The 16,044-nt window shown below is 60.1% G+C and carries 10 protein-coding genes and 3 pseudogenes; 4 read left to right on the forward strand and 9 right to left on the reverse strand.

All coding sequences use genetic code 11. The features are described from left to right. Nucleotides 1-516 precede the first annotated feature (516 nt). A pseudogene (locus tag MTX36_RS17115) lies at nt 517-1,577 on the forward strand (IS110 family transposase). A gap of 546 nt (nt 1,578-2,123) precedes the next feature. Here the strand turns inward: MTX36_RS17115 and MTX36_RS17120 are convergent. Both MTX36_RS17120 and MTX36_RS17125 read right to left on the reverse strand, forming a co-directional pair. Continuing rightward, nucleotides 2,124-3,380, reverse strand: a pseudogene (locus tag MTX36_RS17120) (IS3 family transposase). Nucleotides 3,381-3,468: 88 nt separating this feature from the next. Further along, nucleotides 3,469-4,619, reverse strand: a pseudogene (locus tag MTX36_RS17125) (IS3 family transposase). Between the two features lie 371 nt (nt 4,620-4,990). Here MTX36_RS17125 and MTX36_RS17130 point away from each other — a divergent pair. Next, the gene (locus MTX36_RS17130) at nt 4,991-5,998 is read left to right on the forward strand and encodes a diiron oxygenase (protein ID WP_243620912.1); all 1,008 of its coding nucleotides are present in this window, start codon (nt 4,991-4,993) and stop codon (nt 5,996-5,998) included. Between the two features lie 279 nt (nt 5,999-6,277). Here MTX36_RS17130 and MTX36_RS17135 read toward each other — a convergent pair whose 3' ends face one another. The 7 genes from MTX36_RS17135 to MTX36_RS17165 form a co-directional block, all read right to left on the reverse strand. Further along, nucleotides 6,278-6,688 carry a hypothetical protein gene (locus MTX36_RS17135; RefSeq protein WP_019749828.1) on the reverse strand — a complete coding sequence of 137 codons (411 nt, stop codon included), beginning with the start codon at nt 6,686-6,688 and terminating at the stop codon, nt 6,278-6,280. 11 nt (nt 6,689-6,699) lie between these two features. Beyond that, nucleotides 6,700-7,848, reverse strand: coding sequence for an FAD-dependent oxidoreductase (locus tag MTX36_RS17140; RefSeq protein ID WP_243620913.1), 1,149 nt, complete (start codon nt 7,846-7,848; stop codon nt 6,700-6,702). Continuing rightward, nucleotides 7,845-8,042 carry a ferredoxin gene (locus MTX36_RS17145; RefSeq protein WP_007728158.1) on the reverse strand — a complete coding sequence of 66 codons (198 nt, stop codon included), beginning with the start codon at nt 8,040-8,042 and terminating at the stop codon, nt 7,845-7,847. The genes MTX36_RS17140 and MTX36_RS17145 overlap by 4 nt, the downstream gene beginning before the upstream one ends. Beyond that, entirely contained in the window at nt 8,039-9,241 is a 1,203-nt protein-coding gene (locus MTX36_RS17150) for a cytochrome P450 (protein ID WP_019749830.1), read from the reverse strand. The genes MTX36_RS17145 and MTX36_RS17150 overlap by 4 nt, the downstream gene beginning before the upstream one ends. Before the next feature lie 62 nt (nt 9,242-9,303). Beyond that, nucleotides 9,304-10,842 carry a bifunctional 3-(3-hydroxy-phenyl)propionate/3-hydroxycinnamic acid hydroxylase gene (locus MTX36_RS17155; RefSeq protein WP_037134792.1) on the reverse strand — a complete coding sequence of 513 codons (1,539 nt, stop codon included), beginning with the start codon at nt 10,840-10,842 and terminating at the stop codon, nt 9,304-9,306. A 67-nt stretch (nt 10,843-10,909) separates the two neighbouring features. Continuing rightward, nucleotides 10,910-11,848: a fumarylacetoacetate hydrolase family protein gene (locus MTX36_RS17160; RefSeq protein WP_007732106.1), complete on the reverse strand. Its 939-nt coding sequence runs from the start codon at nt 11,846-11,848 to the stop codon at nt 10,910-10,912. Next, the gene (locus MTX36_RS17165) at nt 11,845-13,014 is read right to left on the reverse strand and encodes a VOC family protein (protein WP_007732108.1); all 1,170 of its coding nucleotides are present in this window, start codon (nt 13,012-13,014) and stop codon (nt 11,845-11,847) included. The genes MTX36_RS17160 and MTX36_RS17165 overlap by 4 nt, the downstream gene beginning before the upstream one ends. A gap of 136 nt (nt 13,015-13,150) precedes the next feature. On the opposite strand from MTX36_RS17165, the gene MTX36_RS17170 reads away from it, so the two are divergent. Further along, a complete protein-coding gene (locus MTX36_RS17170; RefSeq protein ID WP_007732122.1) occupies nt 13,151-13,822 on the forward strand; it encodes a TetR/AcrR family transcriptional regulator in 672 nt (223 codons plus the stop codon). 992 nt (nt 13,823-14,814) lie between these two features. Next, nucleotides 14,815-15,627, forward strand: a complete 813-nt coding sequence (locus MTX36_RS17175) for an SDR family oxidoreductase (RefSeq protein ID WP_019749834.1) — start codon at nt 14,815-14,817, stop codon at nt 15,625-15,627. Nucleotides 15,628-16,044: the final 417 nt, after the last annotated feature.

Raw genomic sequence — 16,044 nt, forward strand, 5'->3', positions numbered from 1 at the left:
GTTGGACTTCTGCGACCATCCGAACCGCCCGCTCACGCAGCTCGGGTGGGTACCTCTTGTTCGTTGCTGACGACATGACTCCATCTTTCCCAAAGGATGAAGTCTCCGGAAACTCCGGTGCGATTCAATCCGATCATGGCTGAGTCCGTTGTCATCTACATCGATGCGCTTGCAACAAAGGTGTATTGGGAACAAGAATCGGACGTCACCAAGCTCACTTTGAATCGCATGTAGGTGTTTGTAGTGGCCGGTCCGGGGCTGGCTGACAGGATAGGTGCCGTCGCTACAACGCCGTGTGACTCATGAATCGCTTTGCTCCTTTTCGGATGCACTGGCCGGGGTTTGTCCACTCTGTCGTGGCGGCGACGCCGGTCCGGTCCTGCTTCGGTGGCTTGATCTTCAAGCCTGCCCGACCCCGTAGCGCGAGGTCGTGGCCCATTACAGGCCTGCCTCGAAGTGCTCTTTCCGGGCCGACGCCGACAACGACGTCGCCCATCGGAAAGGACATCCGTCGCTATGCCTATCGTCGCAGACAACTACGAGATCGTCATCGGTGTAGATACCCACGCTGCCGCCCATGCGCTGTGTGTTGTGGCCGCTGTAACCGGTGCCGTGCATGACAAAGCAAGTTTTCCGGCAAGTCCAGCGGGTCTTGATCGGGCCCGCACGTGGATTGCACACAGAGCAGGTCAACAAGCCGCCCTCGTCGTCATCGAAGGCATCGGCTCCTACGGCGCCGGACTCTCCGACCGCGTTCTTGCGGCGGGATTCCCGGTAGCCGAACCCATCCGTGATGGGTTCGGCGGATCGGAGAGGAGTCGGTAAGACCGACGATCTCGACGCCGCTCGGATCGCCCGGTCAGTTCTGTCTGTCGACATCGATCGACTGCGCCGACCACGTGCGGACGGATCGCGAGTGGCGATGCGCGTTCTCGTGGTCGCCCGCGAACAGATGACGTGTGAACGGACGCGCGCGGTCAATGCGTTGACGGCTTTGGTTCGCACTGTCGAACTTGGTGTAGATGCACGAAAATCGTTGGCATACAGTCAGATAAAGGAGATCGCAACGTGGCGAGCTCGGTCCGAGGACGCCACCACTGCGACGTGCCGAGCGGAAGCCGTGCGACTAGCCAAGAGGATTCGTGCGCTCGATGCGGAGTTGGTTGACAATCGAAAGTCTCTCCACGCATTGGCGGCGACCAATGTGCCGGAACTGACTGCCGCGGTCGGGGTCGGCGCGGTGGTTGCAGCGACTGTCCTGATCACGCGGTCACATGCAGGTCGGGTGCGCTCCGAGGCTGCGTTCGCCTCACTCGCCGGGACCTGCCCGGTCCCGGCTTCGTCAGGTAACACGGTGCGCTACAGGCTCAATCGTGGCGGTGACCGCCGTCTGAACAGAGCACTGACCACCATCATCCGTCGTGAGGATGCGAGTTGATCCCCAAACCCGTACCTACGTCGAACGTCGACGAACCGAAGGCCGCACGACCAAGGAGATCATGCGATCTCTCAAGCGTTACGTCACCCGGCAGCTGTTCCGGACACTCGCCGCCGCACACCCGATCTTGGTGTCTTGACAGATATAGAAGCATCCCGGCGATTCAAAATCCATCGGTGTTGCGACGTTGACTAGAACCCAAGGTGCCATACCTTGATCAGTTTTCACCTGCCGTCGACATGCCCGACCATAAGGTTGGTGGGGTTTCTGGAGATTGGTGAATCGGGTCAGAGTCAGCTGGACCTCACAGACGAGCTGCTTGGCAATGAGAGTGCTCAATTTCTGCATGGGGTAGCGGACGGCAGGCCGATACCCTCCTTGAGGTCCATCTCGCCAACGGAACCAAGAAGACTATTGCGCATCGACCCGGCTCCTCGCATTGACGACACCGTGACGGGACACCTCAGAAACGTGCAAGTACCGGGTGCAGCCCCACCCACCGAGCGGAGACGAACGCCTTTTAGGTCATGAGTCGTCTGCGTATGCGGGCGTCCGTCAACCGCCGACTAATCGTGGGGAGGTCTAGACCAGATAGATCAGCCAACATCGGTTCGAGATCGATCCACACTCAACCCATACTCCCAACAGTTCCTGTATATGAACCGTGCCGGGTTTCTTGCCGCTCCTATGCTGGCGACATCTCCGGCTGGAGAATCGATAATTGAGAGTAATAGACGGCCTCGAACTCGTCCGGAGTGACATAGTCCAAGGTGCTGTGCAGACGGCGGGTATTGAACCAATCCACCCAATTCCATCGTCGCGAATTCGATGTCGTCGATCGTCTTGATCGGGCCCTGCAGAAAGGGACTACTCTTGGAAACCGCTTCTGTCTTGAACAGTCCGATCGTCGACTCCGCGAGGGCATTGTCGTAGGCGTCGCCGACACTTCCAATTGAAGCTGCAATCCCTTCCAACACAAGCGTTTCCGCGAAGGAAATAGATGTATATTGGCTACCGGCATCGCTGTGATGGATCAACCCATCACCGACCCGATGTCCACCGTGATCGCGTCGCCACAACGCCATCTTCAAGGCCGTGGTGACCATGCCCGTGTCCTTCACTGTCGAGGCATGCCAGCCGACGATTGCCCGGGAGAAGCAGTCGATCACGAAAGCGACGTAGACGAACCCCGCCCACGTTCGGCAATAAGTGAAATCGGTAACCCATGTGCGGTTCGGAGCTTCAGCGGTGAAATCGCGATCGAGCAGGTCTGGTGCCCGCCGGCTGTCCTTGCCGCCTGGAATCGTGGTTCGGTGCTGTCTGCCTCTGACCACCCCGTTCAGTCCTTCGTCGCGCATCAAACGGTCGACGGTGCAGGCAGCGACGTGGTGGCCTTTGCGGCGCAGATAAGCCGTCATCTTTCGTCGGCCGTAGAGCCCTTCGGCAGTGCCGATCGTGGACCGCAGTTCCTTGGTGAGGTGGGCGTCGGTGATCGTCCTTGCAGATGGTGGTGAGGTTTTCCAGTTGCGGTATGTGCGTGGGGCGACCTGGATTCCTTGTGTGGTGAGCACTCGGCAGATCGACTCGACCCTGAAATTTTGTGCACGCATGTCGTCGATGAACTGGACTATCAGCGGCGGCGAGGGTCGAGTTCCCTCGCGAAGAAAATCGATGCCGACTTCAGAATTTCGTTGGCTTCCTTGAGTTCTCGGTTCTCACGCTCGAGTTCCTTGATCCGCATTTGCTCCGCGGTGCTCGCTCCGGGCACCTCCTGAGCATCGACCTGGGCTTGCTTGGTCCAGTTCCGCAGCGATTCGGCGCCGATACCGAGTTTCGGGCCTATCACCTGGCATGCGGAGTAGACGGACCGGTATTCGTCGAGTTGGTCGAGGACCATCTTGACGGCTCGCTCACGTTGCTCGGGTGGGTAACGCTTGGGCATGATCTGCATCCTTCACAAAAACGGATGCGGCATCAAACCCGGCACGGTTCAATGTGCCCCGAGTTTCGTGTAGTCGCGATATTTGACTTCAGGCTACGGGCTGACGTGTGAAGTGTATGTTCTCGAACTCGATCGGGGTCAGCATCCCGAGGGCACTGTGCCGGCGTTGGCGATTGTGGAAGATCTCGAGGTATTCGAACATAGCGTTGGCCAGTTCGATCCTTGTTCTCCATCGTTTCCGGTTCAATAGCTCGGTTTGCATTCGGCCCCAGAAAGATTCGATGACGGCATTGTCATAGCAATCGCCGATCGATCCCATTGACGGGACCAGGCCCGAGTCGTGGGCCCGGCGGGTGAACGCCCAGGATGTGAACTGAACTCCGTGGTCAGAATGTATCAACGTGCCGGGCGTCGGATCCCGATTCGAAATAGCCATTCCCAGAGCGTTCGTCACCAACGTCGCCGTCTGAGAACTGTCAATCGACCAACCGACAACCCGCCTCGAAAACGCGTCCAAGACAACAGCGCAGTAGATTTTTCCTTCGCGCGTGGGATGTTCCGTAATGTCCGTGACCCACAGCTTGTTCGGCTCGTCGCGGGTAAATTTACGGTCCACGAGATCGCTCGCAGTCGGGGTCTGATGCTTGGAGCGCGCACGTTTGTTTCCCGGAAGCCCTTTCACACCAGCAGTTCTCATCAACAACTCGACACAGCCGTGTCCAACAGCAATGCCGTGACCAAGGGTAAGTTCGGCATGAACACGCCGGGCGCCGTAGGTGCCATGCGAGGCGGTGTGAACCTCGGTGATCAGCTGCGTCAACCAGGCATGTCGCAATGAACGTTCCGAGGGTGGCCGGTTTCGCCACTCGTAGAAACCAGACTCGGACACCTCCAGAACCCGGCATGCCGTCTGCACGGGTAGTCCTTCCTTGGCCATCACTTCGATCGCTTCGAACCGCCTTTTGGGAGCACCACCGACTTCAGTAACTCGGTGGACCGTGTGGCAATGGCCAGTTCGGTCTCCAACTGAGCGATGCGGCGGCGGGCAGCGGCGAGTTCCGCGCTCTCGATCGAGCTCAGCCCCGGCTTCTGTCCGGTATCGATGAGCTCCTGATTGCGCCAGTTGTAGATCGTCTGCTCGGTGACATCGAGACCTGAGGCGACCTCGGCAACCGTGCGGCCTGACTTCAACAGATCGAGGACTTTCCGGCGGAACTCGGGTGGATAACGTCGGGGCATCGTGGACCTCTCTCGGGTGCATCAATGCCTGAAGTAAAACAAACGAACTCCGGAAAACTCGGGGTACATCAGTCTCCGGAAACTCCGGTTCGATTCAGTTTCTGGTGCACCTGTGACTACTGCGTCTCGGTAGAGAGTCAGTAGATGGTGTTCGAGCATTTCGGTGTCGTGGCAGCTCGTCCAACCGGTCTCGTCGTTCATTTGTAAGTATTGGATCAAGGCGTTATGGAGTTCAGGTATCCGACCGCCCACTTTTACTGATACCGTGAGTTACATTAAATCTGACCGGCCGAGTGTGATCGTGCAAGCGGCCCTCGATTCCACCGACCACCGCGAGAAGTACCTGCGGTGAGAACTGCAGGGGAGATGTCATGACGCTCGCGGTGCCGCTCGACAAGCGCGCAGAAGTATCCGAGGACTCGTACAACGAGACGCTTCGGCTCCTGTCGGAGGGTTCGGTGCACAAGCATTTCGATCCGTATCTCGACATCGATTGGGATTCTCCCGAGTTCGCTGTTGTTGCGAACGATCGCCGTTGGATCCTGCCGGTCGAGTCTGATCCGTTGGGGGCTCATCCGTGGTATCAGGCGCAGCCGGAGGCCAGGCAGATCGAGATCGGTATGTGGCGTCAGGCGAACATTGCGAAGGTTGGTCTTCAGTTCGAGAACATTCTGATTCGCGGTTTGATGCAGTACGTCTTCTCGTTGCCCAACGATTCGGCCGAGGCGCGTTATTGCACGCACGAGTCGGTCGAAGAGTGCAATCACACGATGATGTTCCAGGAGATGGTCAACCGCATCGGTGTCGATGCTCCGGGTATGAGCCGTCCGATGAAGATGCTTGCTCCTTTCGTCCCTCTCGTTGCGGGTCCGTTCCCGGAGCTGTTCTTCGTCGGTGTCCTTGCCGGTGAGGAGCCGATCGATCACATTCAGAAGAGCGTGTTGCGTGGTGGTGGCCGGATCCATCCGATCATGGAGTCGGTCATGGCCATTCATGTGGCCGAGGAAGCGCGTCATATCTCGTTCGCGCACAAGCTTCTGAGCCGTCGCATCCCGCTGATGTCACGCCCGAACCGGTTCGTCCTCTCGCTGCTGTTCCCGATCGTCATGCGCATTCTCTGTGACGCCATCGTCGTGCCGCCGAAGTCGTTCTGGAAGCAGTTCGACATCCCGAAGTCCGTGAAGAAGGACCTGTTCTGGGATCTGTCCGAGTCGCGTCAGACTCTGCGTAACTACTTCGGTGACGTCCGCATGCTGGCTACCGACGCCGGCCTGATGAACCGCGGGTCGCGCCTGGTGTGGAAGGCCTGCAAGATGGACGGCCGTGCATCGCGTTTTCGTAGTGAGCCTGATCGCAGCGCGCACAACGCCGCGGCCTAGGGGGCGGCGCCTCTCCCGGGCCGCTGCGTTTACCGAGGTTTCCCAACGGCCTTATGCACATGACTATTTCGACGTATTGTGCAGATGGTGCAGACGTCTGTCTCTGTGGGTCAGGATTACCATCCATCCATCCTGCCCTGTGATTCGGATATGGCTGATTGTTTTTAAACAGGTTGTGCTGCAACATATTTTAGACGCACTTCCGTCTAGGGTGATCCAATCCTTCGACAAGGCACGCACACGACATTTTACAATTCGGCACCCGTCAATCCCGCTCGTTCAGGAACGCTGGAGCGGAATCTCCGCAAGCGTACCGGCGATCGCGAATCCGCCTGCGATCGCGCAGCCCGCGATTCGAGTGCGTCGCGGCAGATTGGCTGTCATGGCGAAGGCGCCGGTATCCCAGACATCGACCGCCACGCCGGCTCGCAGCAGCGTTCGAACTGCTTTCGGGGCGCACAGAGTCGCAGCGAAAAGGCCGCCACCGATGTAGATTTCACGGATTCCGAAGGTTCGAGCCGTTGCGCGGACGGTTGCACGTGCCGCGTCAGGTCCGGCGATGAGGTCGTTGGCGCGGGTGGGCGCGATCATATGTGCCACGCCGATCGCCGTACGAGCCAGACCCACAATTTCGGGGAGGTGGCGGACGAGAGTTGAGCGGCGGGCGGACGATGTCGAACCGAAGGTCATCTGTGTGTTCCTTACCTCGAGAGAGTTGTCTGTTCGCGTGCGATACGCCGGAGAAGTCCCACCGATTTTTTGATCCCGTATGCCACCACCGTTTTTCGGCCGTTGGGATGCGTCCATTGGAGCAAAGCTGATCCTTCGTTCACGGAGCCGTCGAGAACGGTCGGCTCACCCAGGAGGGGGAGTGGGCCGACCACTTTGATCGACAGTCCCAGGATTTCGGTCCAGAAGTAGTCGTCGGTCGGAGGGCATGTGGGTTCGAGACCCAGTGCCGAAGCGGCTGCGACTTTCCCCTGGGCGACTGCGTTCGACCAGAACGGTTGCCTGCGCTGTGGCACCGAGCTACAAAAATGGGAGACGTCTCCGGCAGCGAAGACATTCGGTATTGCGGTCGCGCACCGGGCGTCGATACCGACGCCCTGTGTGTCGGCGGCACCGGAACTTTCGAGCCAGTGCGAGTCGGGAATTTCGCCGGCGCAGGTCACGACGAGATCCGCATGTAGTTCTCGATCCGAGAGGGCTATTCCGGTGACGGGATCGCCGATCAGTTCGACGGGCCGATCGGTGCGCACTATCTGCACCGGCGAGGATCGCGCACGGGCGGTGATTGCCCCGGACAGAAACGACCCGAGGATACGTTGGAGCGGTGCATCGACGTCTACCACGGTGACTGCGATGCCGCGCGCTGCACATACACTGGCGACTTCCATTCCCAGAAAGCCGGCGCCGACGACGATCGCCGAATCGGCCGCGTCGAGCCGAGTGCCCAGCTCCCGGGCGTCGGCGAATGTTCGCAACACCAACTCCCCGTGTTGGGTGGGGGCACCGATACGGCGGGCTCGAGCTCCGGTTGCGACGATGAGGGCATCGAAGCGAACTTGGCGTCCATCAGTGAGTAGAACTGCTTGTAGGTCGGTGTCGAGGCCGGTCGCGGTGCCGCGGATGGCAGTGATGTCGAGGTCCGATAGATCCCACACCTCGGCTTCCTTCGCCCCCTCTTTGAGGATGTGCTTGGACAACGGTGGCCGGGCGTAGGAGCCGTCGCTGTCTGCCCCGATCATCGTGATGGGTCCGAGGTGGCCGCGCGCACGGAGTTCGCGTGCAGCTGTGCATCCTGCAATGGAATCGCCGACGATGACGATGTGGCGATCGGAGGTACTCACTGTTGCTCTTTCAGCGCGGCAACGGGGCAGGCGCCGATCGCCGAGCGGGCGCCGGGAGCGAGCTCGTCCGGAATGTCTGTATTTTCGTACGCATAGGAGAGTTCGCCTTCGTCGTCGAGGCTGAACACCTTCGGCGCCTGTTCGGTGCAGATACCGTGGCCTTCGCAGCGGTCCCAGTCGACGCTGATCTTCATGAGAGTGCCTTTCCTGCTGCGACCAGCTTCAAGGGAAGCCGCTCGTATCGGTGAATGACGTTGTTGATTGCACGTTCCGCGCTGCCTGCAGGTTCGATACGGGCGACGCGCCGGGCGAGGATGCGCAAGATGGTCTGTGTTTCGAGACGGGCCAAGCCTTGGCCTGCGCAGCCGTGTGTTCCGGAGCCGAATCCGAGCTGGCGTGCAGCGTCGCGTGTGATGTCGAATGAATCCGGATCGTGCCACTCGCGCGGGTCTCGGTTGGCGGAGGCGTACACCACCAGCACTCGACCGCCTGCGGGGATCATCGAGCCTCCCACGTCGGTGTCCCGTGTCGCTCGGCGGGAGAACGCGCGGATCGGCGACTCGAAGCGAACGACTTCGTTGACCGCGTTCGGGATCAGATCGGGGTTCTCGCGAACGGCCTGCCATTGGTCGGGGTGTTGCGCGAACAGATTCAGCGCGCCCGAGATTGCGCCGATCGTTGTGTCCAGAGAGGGTGCGAGGTAATCGATCATCAAGGCAGGACACTGTGACTTGTCGATCTTGTTTTCGTCGGCGGCGATGAGAACGTCTTCGCCCATGCTGCCGGGAAGTACGGATCGCTCTCGGACAACCCTTTTGGAGAAGGCCAGCATCTCGGCCGCGGCTTTCGTTGCGCCGACAGCATGTCGGTTGATCGGGCCGAGGGCATCGAATGTGGCCCCGGCCCAACGCAGCAAGTCGTCGCGACCGTCTTCGGGCCACCCGACGAGATCAGGCACAATCGACATGGGTAAGGCTGTCGCGAGGTCGTCGACTCCGTCCACCCACTGCTTACGGAGGGCATTCTCGACTATGCTTTCGGCCTTTTCCTCGATTGCAGACGTCATCTTCCGAACAGCCTTGGGAGTCAACCGATGCGCCAGGACGGATCGCTTCAGAGTGTGCTCGTCTCCATCGCTGTTGAGGGTCGTACCCTGACCCAACTTGTTGGCGACCGGATTGAGCCCTACGCCGTCGCCGGAAATGAATGTTTCGTCGTCGAGCAGCACGGATTTGCACTCGGCGTACCGGGAAACGGCAAAAACGCGATGGCGAGCAAGCCATACCACCGGGCCCAACGCGCGTAACTCGGCGTAGTGCGGATACGGATCGAGAATCGCCTCTGTCGAGTAGATGTTCGCACGGTATTGCGGGGTGGAGATGTCTGTAGCCATGAGGTTCCTAAATGAGGATGAGGACAGAGTCGAGGGCTGCGAGAACTGGGCCAGCCCGACGGTCAAGCCGGCCTGGCCGCGCCGACGGGGGCCGGCAGCACAGGTACTCGGGTGTGCAGTGAAGACAGGGACCGGGAGGACGCCATCACTGTTCGATCCGGACGTACGATCGCTGCGCAGGACCGGCCGCGCCGCAGCCATGTTCCCAGAGGCGAAGATTTTTCGACTACCAAGACGTGGGCGCCCCGGCGGGTCATTTCTCGTCGCTGTCCGTCGCTCGGGGGTGTCATTGTCACGACGACCGTCTGGTCGGGCGCGATTTCGTCGAACCGGGTTGATTTGTCCACCAACGCATTTGGGCAAAGTGTTCCTGCGAGTCCGTGAATCGTCGGAACGCTACGGCGAACGAACTGCGATGGACGCAGGCTGGGGGTCGCGCTGTCGGTCACTTTGGCCGCGATGCCGGGAAGCTTGATCAGCGGCGGGAGGACACGTTTTCGCACTGCGGCAGTCCGATGGCCGCCCCCGGTCATCGCCCAGCCGACCATCACGGCCCGTTTGATCATCGCGGTAGCGTGCGGGCCGCGTTCGATCTGGTAACTGTCGAGCGCGGATGCGGGGAGCAGACCTTCCCGGACCGCGACCAGTTTCCACATCAGGTTTTTTGCATCACGAAGGCCGGCGCCCAGGCCTTGTCCGATGAACGGAGGCGTGAGGTGGGCTGCGTCGCCGAGCAAAAATACTCGGCGATCGCGCCACCGGTCGGCGACCTGCGCGTGAAAGGTGTATTCCGCGACCCGGATCAGCTCCACATCCGAGTTGACGACAGCTCCGAGCCACGGGTCGAACAGCGGACGCAAGGTATCGAGGTCACGATAATCGTCCACGGTTTCGTGATCCTGCAATCGGAATTCCCACCGATAGCGCGTCTCACCGATCCGCATGTAAGTTCCCGCGCGGTGCGGGTCGCACAGTTGGTGGACGCCATCCCATAGCTGCAAGTCGGCGGTGGTGGCGATGTCGACGACCAGCCACCGTTGCTCGAATCCCAAGTGCGTCATCCGTGATCCGATCGCGGAGCGCACGACGCTGTTGGCCCCATCGCAGCCCAATACGTAGTCCGCCGTGACCGAATGTACTCGCCCAGTGTCTCTTTCAGTGTAGATCACGCGTACCGTATCGCGTTCGTTGATGACGTCGGAGACTTCGCAATGGCCACGAAATGTCACATTGCCGCCTTGGTCCATTCTTGCTCGCAGTACCGCTTCGAGTGCGGGCTGGTCGAACATGTTGGCCGCGGGGAATCCGTGTGGTTGTTCCGTCGGGTTGCGGGTGAATTCTGCGATCGTGCTCATGTCCGAGTCGATCAACCGTAGACCCTGTCCGGCTCGTGAGATCGAGCCGAACTCCTCGGCGATACCTAGATCGCCGAGGATGCGATAGATCTCGTCATCGAGGTGAACGGCTCGCGGTTGCGCGAAAACGCTCGCCCACCTGTCGAGCACAAGACAGTTCGTGGAGTATCGGCCCAGTAGTGACGCGGCGGTCATTCCGGATGGACCGGCCCCGACGATTACCACGGGGTAGTGCTTTAAGGTCATGACGCCACTGCGGTTCGGCACGTAGTGGAAGTACCGAGCCGAGGCAAAGTTTCGCCTGTCCCGAGATTCATCGCGCGTACTTCACCTTCGTGCGCTGGATTCCGAGGTCGAGCATGAAGTCATCCGTTGCGATGCTCACTTCGACCACATCCCCGTCCTTCAAGTAGTGGGGATTGGCCGACTGCTTGTTGAAGAACAGCTTCCATTTGAGCGCGGGCGGTAAGAACCCGCCGATGATCTCGATCGGTTTGGCGGGCGCCTTGAGGGCCGTTCCGCCGGGTGTGCCGGTGAGAATCAAGTCCCCGACATCGAGGCGTTGAAATTTGCTCAGGGTCTCCAACGCCTTTGACGGCGGATAGATCATGTCTCGGACCGTACTGTTCTGTCGCAGTTCACCATTGACGCGAAGCATCAGTCGGAGCTTGTCGAAACGGGCGAAGTCGCCTTCCTCGAGAATGAGCAGCACCGGACCGACGGGAGTGAAGGTCGGGTATGACTTCGCCTCGTAGAACTGTGTTTTCGGCAACTGAACATCGCGGGCGGACACATCATTGGTGATCACCAGTGCTGCGATATGGTCGGCGGCGGTGGAGTTGTCCACGGGAGTGCCGACAGGGAACGGCTTTCCGATGACGAGTCCGATCTCCGCCTCGTAGTCGAGTAGATTCACGTGTGCGGGTTTGACGATGGCGTCCGTGGGTCCACTGATCGAGCCGGACGATTTCCGGAAGAAGGTTAGCGGGACCGTGTCGGGGTTCATGCCCGAATCCTTGACGTGTGAAACGTAATTGGTCATCTGTGCGACGACCCGGCACGGGGCGGTGACTGGTGAAATCAGGTCAAGTGTCTCGAGCGGTACGGTGTCTGTGCTGTTGGATGCGGCATCGACTGCTGTGCGATCGCTGAGCAGTTCGGCCGTGGTCGTTGCCGAGGTGTCGATGCGTGCTGCGCCGGCGGGTAGCTGTACCCACCAGGCGTCGGGGGTGCGGAGGACCGGGATGCTCATGAGGAGGCTACTTTCAACAGGCCGCGGAGGCGTTCGGGGTCGAATTCGTTGTCGCGGTGTAGGGCCGAGATGATCGATCGGAGTTCGTGGAGAGCGTCTTTGCCGGGAGCGAGGCCGAGGAAGTCCTTGCTCACAGGTGGTCCCCATTGGGCCAATCCTGTTGCGGTCATCGGTGCCCACCCCGGTTCGAGGGAGGAATCGAAGAGGTCGCCGTCACTGAAGTGTTCGACGAGGAAACCGTCCGGGTCCCGCCAGTAGTCGAATATCTGGCTGCCTTGGATGTGGCGGCCGATGCCCCACGAGTGCTTGTATCCGCGTTCGGTGAGGTATCGGTGGCCTGCCCCGATGGCGTCGAGGTCGCACACCTGGTACGCCGAGTGCACGTAGCGGTCCGAGGGGCCCAACGTCATGGCGAGTGTGTGATGGTCGGTGGGGGTCTCGCCGCGATCGCAGCGAATGAAGCTCATCACTGGACCGCGTTCGCGTTGGCCGTCGTAGAAGAGGAAGTCGCTCACGATCAGCCCGAGGTGTTCGAGGTACCAGTCGAGATTCTCGAGGTAGCGGGTGCGCTGGAGAACGACGTGTCCCAGTCGTTCCACTCGCGCAGGTTCACGCGGAGTTCGCTGGGTGGAGTTCAGTCGGGGAGCGATCTGGGGTGCGGTGTGCGAGACACCGAAGTTCAGGGCGTGCACCTGCTGTCGCGGCAGTTGCGCCCCGCCGTCGATTTCGGCGACCACCCGCACTGCCTGACCGCTCGGATCGGTCAAGCTCACCGCGACCCCGCCGATGGCGTCGGGAAGTCGATCGACGCGGCGATCGGCCGCCTCGGCCAGTTTCACCACGTCGGCGACATCGGCGGCCAGGAAGGCCGCGCCGACGTAGCTCGAGCGGCCCCCCTTGCGGATGATCACACACGGGGAACCGACATCGGTACCTCGCAAATGCAGTTCATCCGGCGTACGTAGCGTGACCGAAAATCCGAAAGCCTCGGCAAAGGCTTGTGCTTTGACCAGATCCGGCTTCCGGAACTCGAGCCACGCGATGTCGTGGACCTTGATGACCGGATTCCTGGCGCGCCCGGGATGTTCACCCGGCAATGATCCTTGGTCGACGTGAATGTTCTGGTGGCCGTCGACGCCTGACCGGGGGTTGATGTCTGTCGGCATATTGAATCCTCCGAAGCTGTTGACGATATCGTCACTTATTGCAGGAGGCCGCGTCAACCCTTTTTGACGAAATCGTCATTTTGTTATGGTGGCGTTAGACTGGGCTCCTTGCGTGACGGAAGGGAAGCATCAAGTGATGGAGGACAGCCGCGTCGAACGCCGCAAAGCTCGCACCCGAGCGGCACTCGTCCGAGCCGCACTGGATTTTGTTGCAAATGGCAACGTCAACGCGCCGGTTCTGGAGATCACCCAAGCTGCCGATGTAGGCAACGGATCCTTCTACAATTATTTCGCCAGCAAAGAGGAACTGTGGAGCGCCGCCGTCGACGAGGCGCTGGAATCCGTCGGCGCGTACCTCGATACCCTCACGGTGGGCCTGGATGATCCCGTCGAGAAGTTCACGCAGTCCTTCAGGCTGTCCGGGCGCCTGTTTCGAATGGAGCCGCAGCTGAGTCGGGTTCTGCTCACCGCGGAAGCGGCAGTGGTTGCGTCCGAGCGAGGTTTGGCGCCGCGCTCGCGCCGAGACATCGAATCGGCGACGAAACAGGGACGATTCGACGTCGAGGACTCCGAACTTGCCTTGGCTCTTGTGTCGGGCACCCTGTTGTCGATGGGCCGTTTGCTCCTTGAAGATTCGGATCGAGACGAGGCGAGCACCGTCGACCGAACGACCGTACGAGTTCTCCGGGCGCTGGGTGTACCTGCATGCGAGGCGGAAGAGTTGTGCAGCAAGGCCCTTCCACAGTCTTACCGTGGAGCGTTGCACACCGTCATCGCCCCGGCGTCAGTCCTACCGGATGGCACCTAGAGGCGCAGCATGGTGACAGTCCGATGCCTGCGCAGGGCGCCGGCACCTCGGCTGCCTGCGCGACCGGAGGAGCGTGAATCAGGTACCCCAAGTCCTCGCGGTGGAGACTCTCCCACATCGCACATATCCGCGAGCGTTCTACGGTCCATGTCGGACGAAGGAGTTTCGGTACTCGTCGAGAAACTCTTATTCGCCCTTGACTGACGACTTGATCATAAGTGATGATTACGTCAGAAAGTGGAGTGAACTTCCCCGACAAATGAGAAAGATGTGCCCTGGGCAGGGGGGCACCGCGCCGCGCTTCGCGAGGTTCGGGTGGTCCTACAGGCATCCTGTGGGAAGATTCACCGGCTTTCGTCCGTGCAGATCCGAGTGGCGGGCCATTCAGCACCGCAAAGAGCCGATTGGTACCTCACTTTTCATGGCGTCCGTTGGCGGCAGGAGAAGGGAATCCCATGGATAGGGTTAGTGCCCCTTCGCGGGAAGTTGTCGATGCAGTCGCTTTCTTGTTGCAGCAACCTGATGCATCCGATTTTCGTAGGCGAGCCCAGAAATTAGTCAAGCGACTTCCGGCGAAAGCGCAAGGGCCGGCGCAGTTCGACTACACGGAATCGGACATTTTCGTAGTGAAGGCGGCGCGCAAACGTCGGGCCGATCTTGCGGTCGACACTGCTGAACTTCGAGCAGTGGGGCGGGTCGAGAGTCCTTGTAAAGCAAAGGACTAAGCGTAAATAGTGTCTATTTCCCGCAGCGTCCGACGAGGAGAGTGCCCACAGTAGTCAGCGGAGGAGCGTCCCGGACTCTTGGGCTCAGACCGTGCCAGTCACGCTGCGTCTGAGAGCAACATTGGTTCTTCCTGACCGCAGTACGGCCGCTGATTCGATCCCACCAGCAAACCGTCGCTCAACCAGCAGAGGCTACTTATTAACGCTCCCGAGTGGGAGGCGGCCAGGTTGTCCATTCCCTTCCATCCAGAACCAAAAGGTGCACACATGAAAACTGCAGTTGTTACCGGAGCATCTTCAGGCATCGGCCGTGCCGTCGCCCGAGCACTACTCACACGAGAATTCCATGTGATCGGAACGAGTAGGAATATCTCGGCGATCGCCGACCCCCTGCCAGGCGTCGAGTACCGCGAACTGGATCTGACCGAATCCGAATCCATACAGTCTTTCGTCAACGGCCTCCAACACATCGACATCGACGTGTTGGTCAACAATGCGGGCGAAAGCCAATGCGGCCCAATCGAAGAGCTGCCCATTGACGCCGTGAGGCGTCTTTTTCAGCTCAACGTCTTCGGTCCGGTGGAACTGACCCAGCGCGTGCTACCCGGCATGAGGGTGCGTGGGCGCGGCACAGTCGTCAACGTCGGATCGATGCTGGCGAGCTTCCCCCTGGCCTACCGCTCTTCGTACGCGGGAACCAAAGCCGCGATCAAGGCCTTCTCGACGGCAGCCCGTTACGAACTGAAACCGTTCGGCATCGACATCACTACCGTCGAGCCCGGCTCGATCGACACCGGACTCTCCACACGGCGCACCAAATACTGCGGACCGCATTCTCCATATCAACGCGACTTCACAACTGTGATCGCGAAGCTCGACGCTAAAGAAGGACAAGGCATTTCGCCAGACACCGTGGCGAGAACCGTCCTGAAAGCCGTCGAGGCAAAACGCACACGCCCAGTCTACGCAGTCGGAAGCAATGCACCCGTGGTCCTCCTGGCGCAGCGGATGCTCCCACGCACAGTTATGGAGACATTGACGGCCAGGGCATACGGACTCCCCAGTCGGCGTCCGATTTGAGGGCTGCTGTTGGTTGTTCGATACGAAACGTGTTGGGAGGGAGGGGGTGCCTCGGCACTCCGATATCCTTGCTTCCGCTACACGCTGGTATCGATTTGGCGGTGGTGGGCGAGCTGGACAAAGAAACATTGACGTGTGCGCGAAATGTGGCCAATGCTCGATAGGCAGACAATCTGAGCGCGTATATTGACCGATAATCCGCCCACCGCTCGATCGTGCACTTCAGAAAAGATCTAGTGTGCATATAGGCCAGTTGACTGCTGATGTCGTGGCTCTAAGGCCAACAAGGCGACACGGCCCGCCGAATCCTCGCCAGGCCTGCCAGCATTGGTCGGCACGGCTCGAACATGGTTCTGCGCCCAAGATCAGACCTCTCACCACTGCAGCCAAGCGCACAATTTCTGCCCCTCATCAGAG

Origin of the sequence: Rhodococcus sp. ARC_M6 (assembly GCF_022810305.1) — a bacterium.
GTDB lineage: Bacteria > Actinomycetota > Actinomycetes > Mycobacteriales > Mycobacteriaceae > Rhodococcus_F.

Coding starts and splice junctions, on each gene's coding strand:
- MTX36_RS17130 (WP_243620912.1), top strand. CDS start 4,991: ATGACGCTCGCGGTGCCGCTCGACAAGCGCGCAGAAGTATCCGAGGAC.
- MTX36_RS17135 (WP_019749828.1), bottom strand. CDS start 6,688: ATGACCTTCGGTTCGACATCGTCCGCCCGCCGCTCAACTCTCGTCCGC.
- MTX36_RS17145 (WP_007728158.1), bottom strand. CDS start 8,042: ATGAAGATCAGCGTCGACTGGGACCGCTGCGAAGGCCACGGTATCTGC.
- MTX36_RS17150 (WP_019749830.1), bottom strand. CDS start 9,241: ATGGCTACAGACATCTCCACCCCGCAATACCGTGCGAACATCTACTCG.
- MTX36_RS17155 (WP_037134792.1), bottom strand. CDS start 10,842: ATGACCTTAAAGCACTACCCCGTGGTAATCGTCGGGGCCGGTCCATCC.
- MTX36_RS17160 (WP_007732106.1), bottom strand. CDS start 11,848: ATGAGCATCCCGGTCCTCCGCACCCCCGACGCCTGGTGGGTACAGCTA.
- MTX36_RS17165 (WP_007732108.1), bottom strand. CDS start 13,014: ATGCCGACAGACATCAACCCCCGGTCAGGCGTCGACGGCCACCAGAAC.
- MTX36_RS17170 (WP_007732122.1), top strand. CDS start 13,151: ATGGAGGACAGCCGCGTCGAACGCCGCAAAGCTCGCACCCGAGCGGCA.
- MTX36_RS17175 (WP_019749834.1), top strand. CDS start 14,815: ATGAAAACTGCAGTTGTTACCGGAGCATCTTCAGGCATCGGCCGTGCC.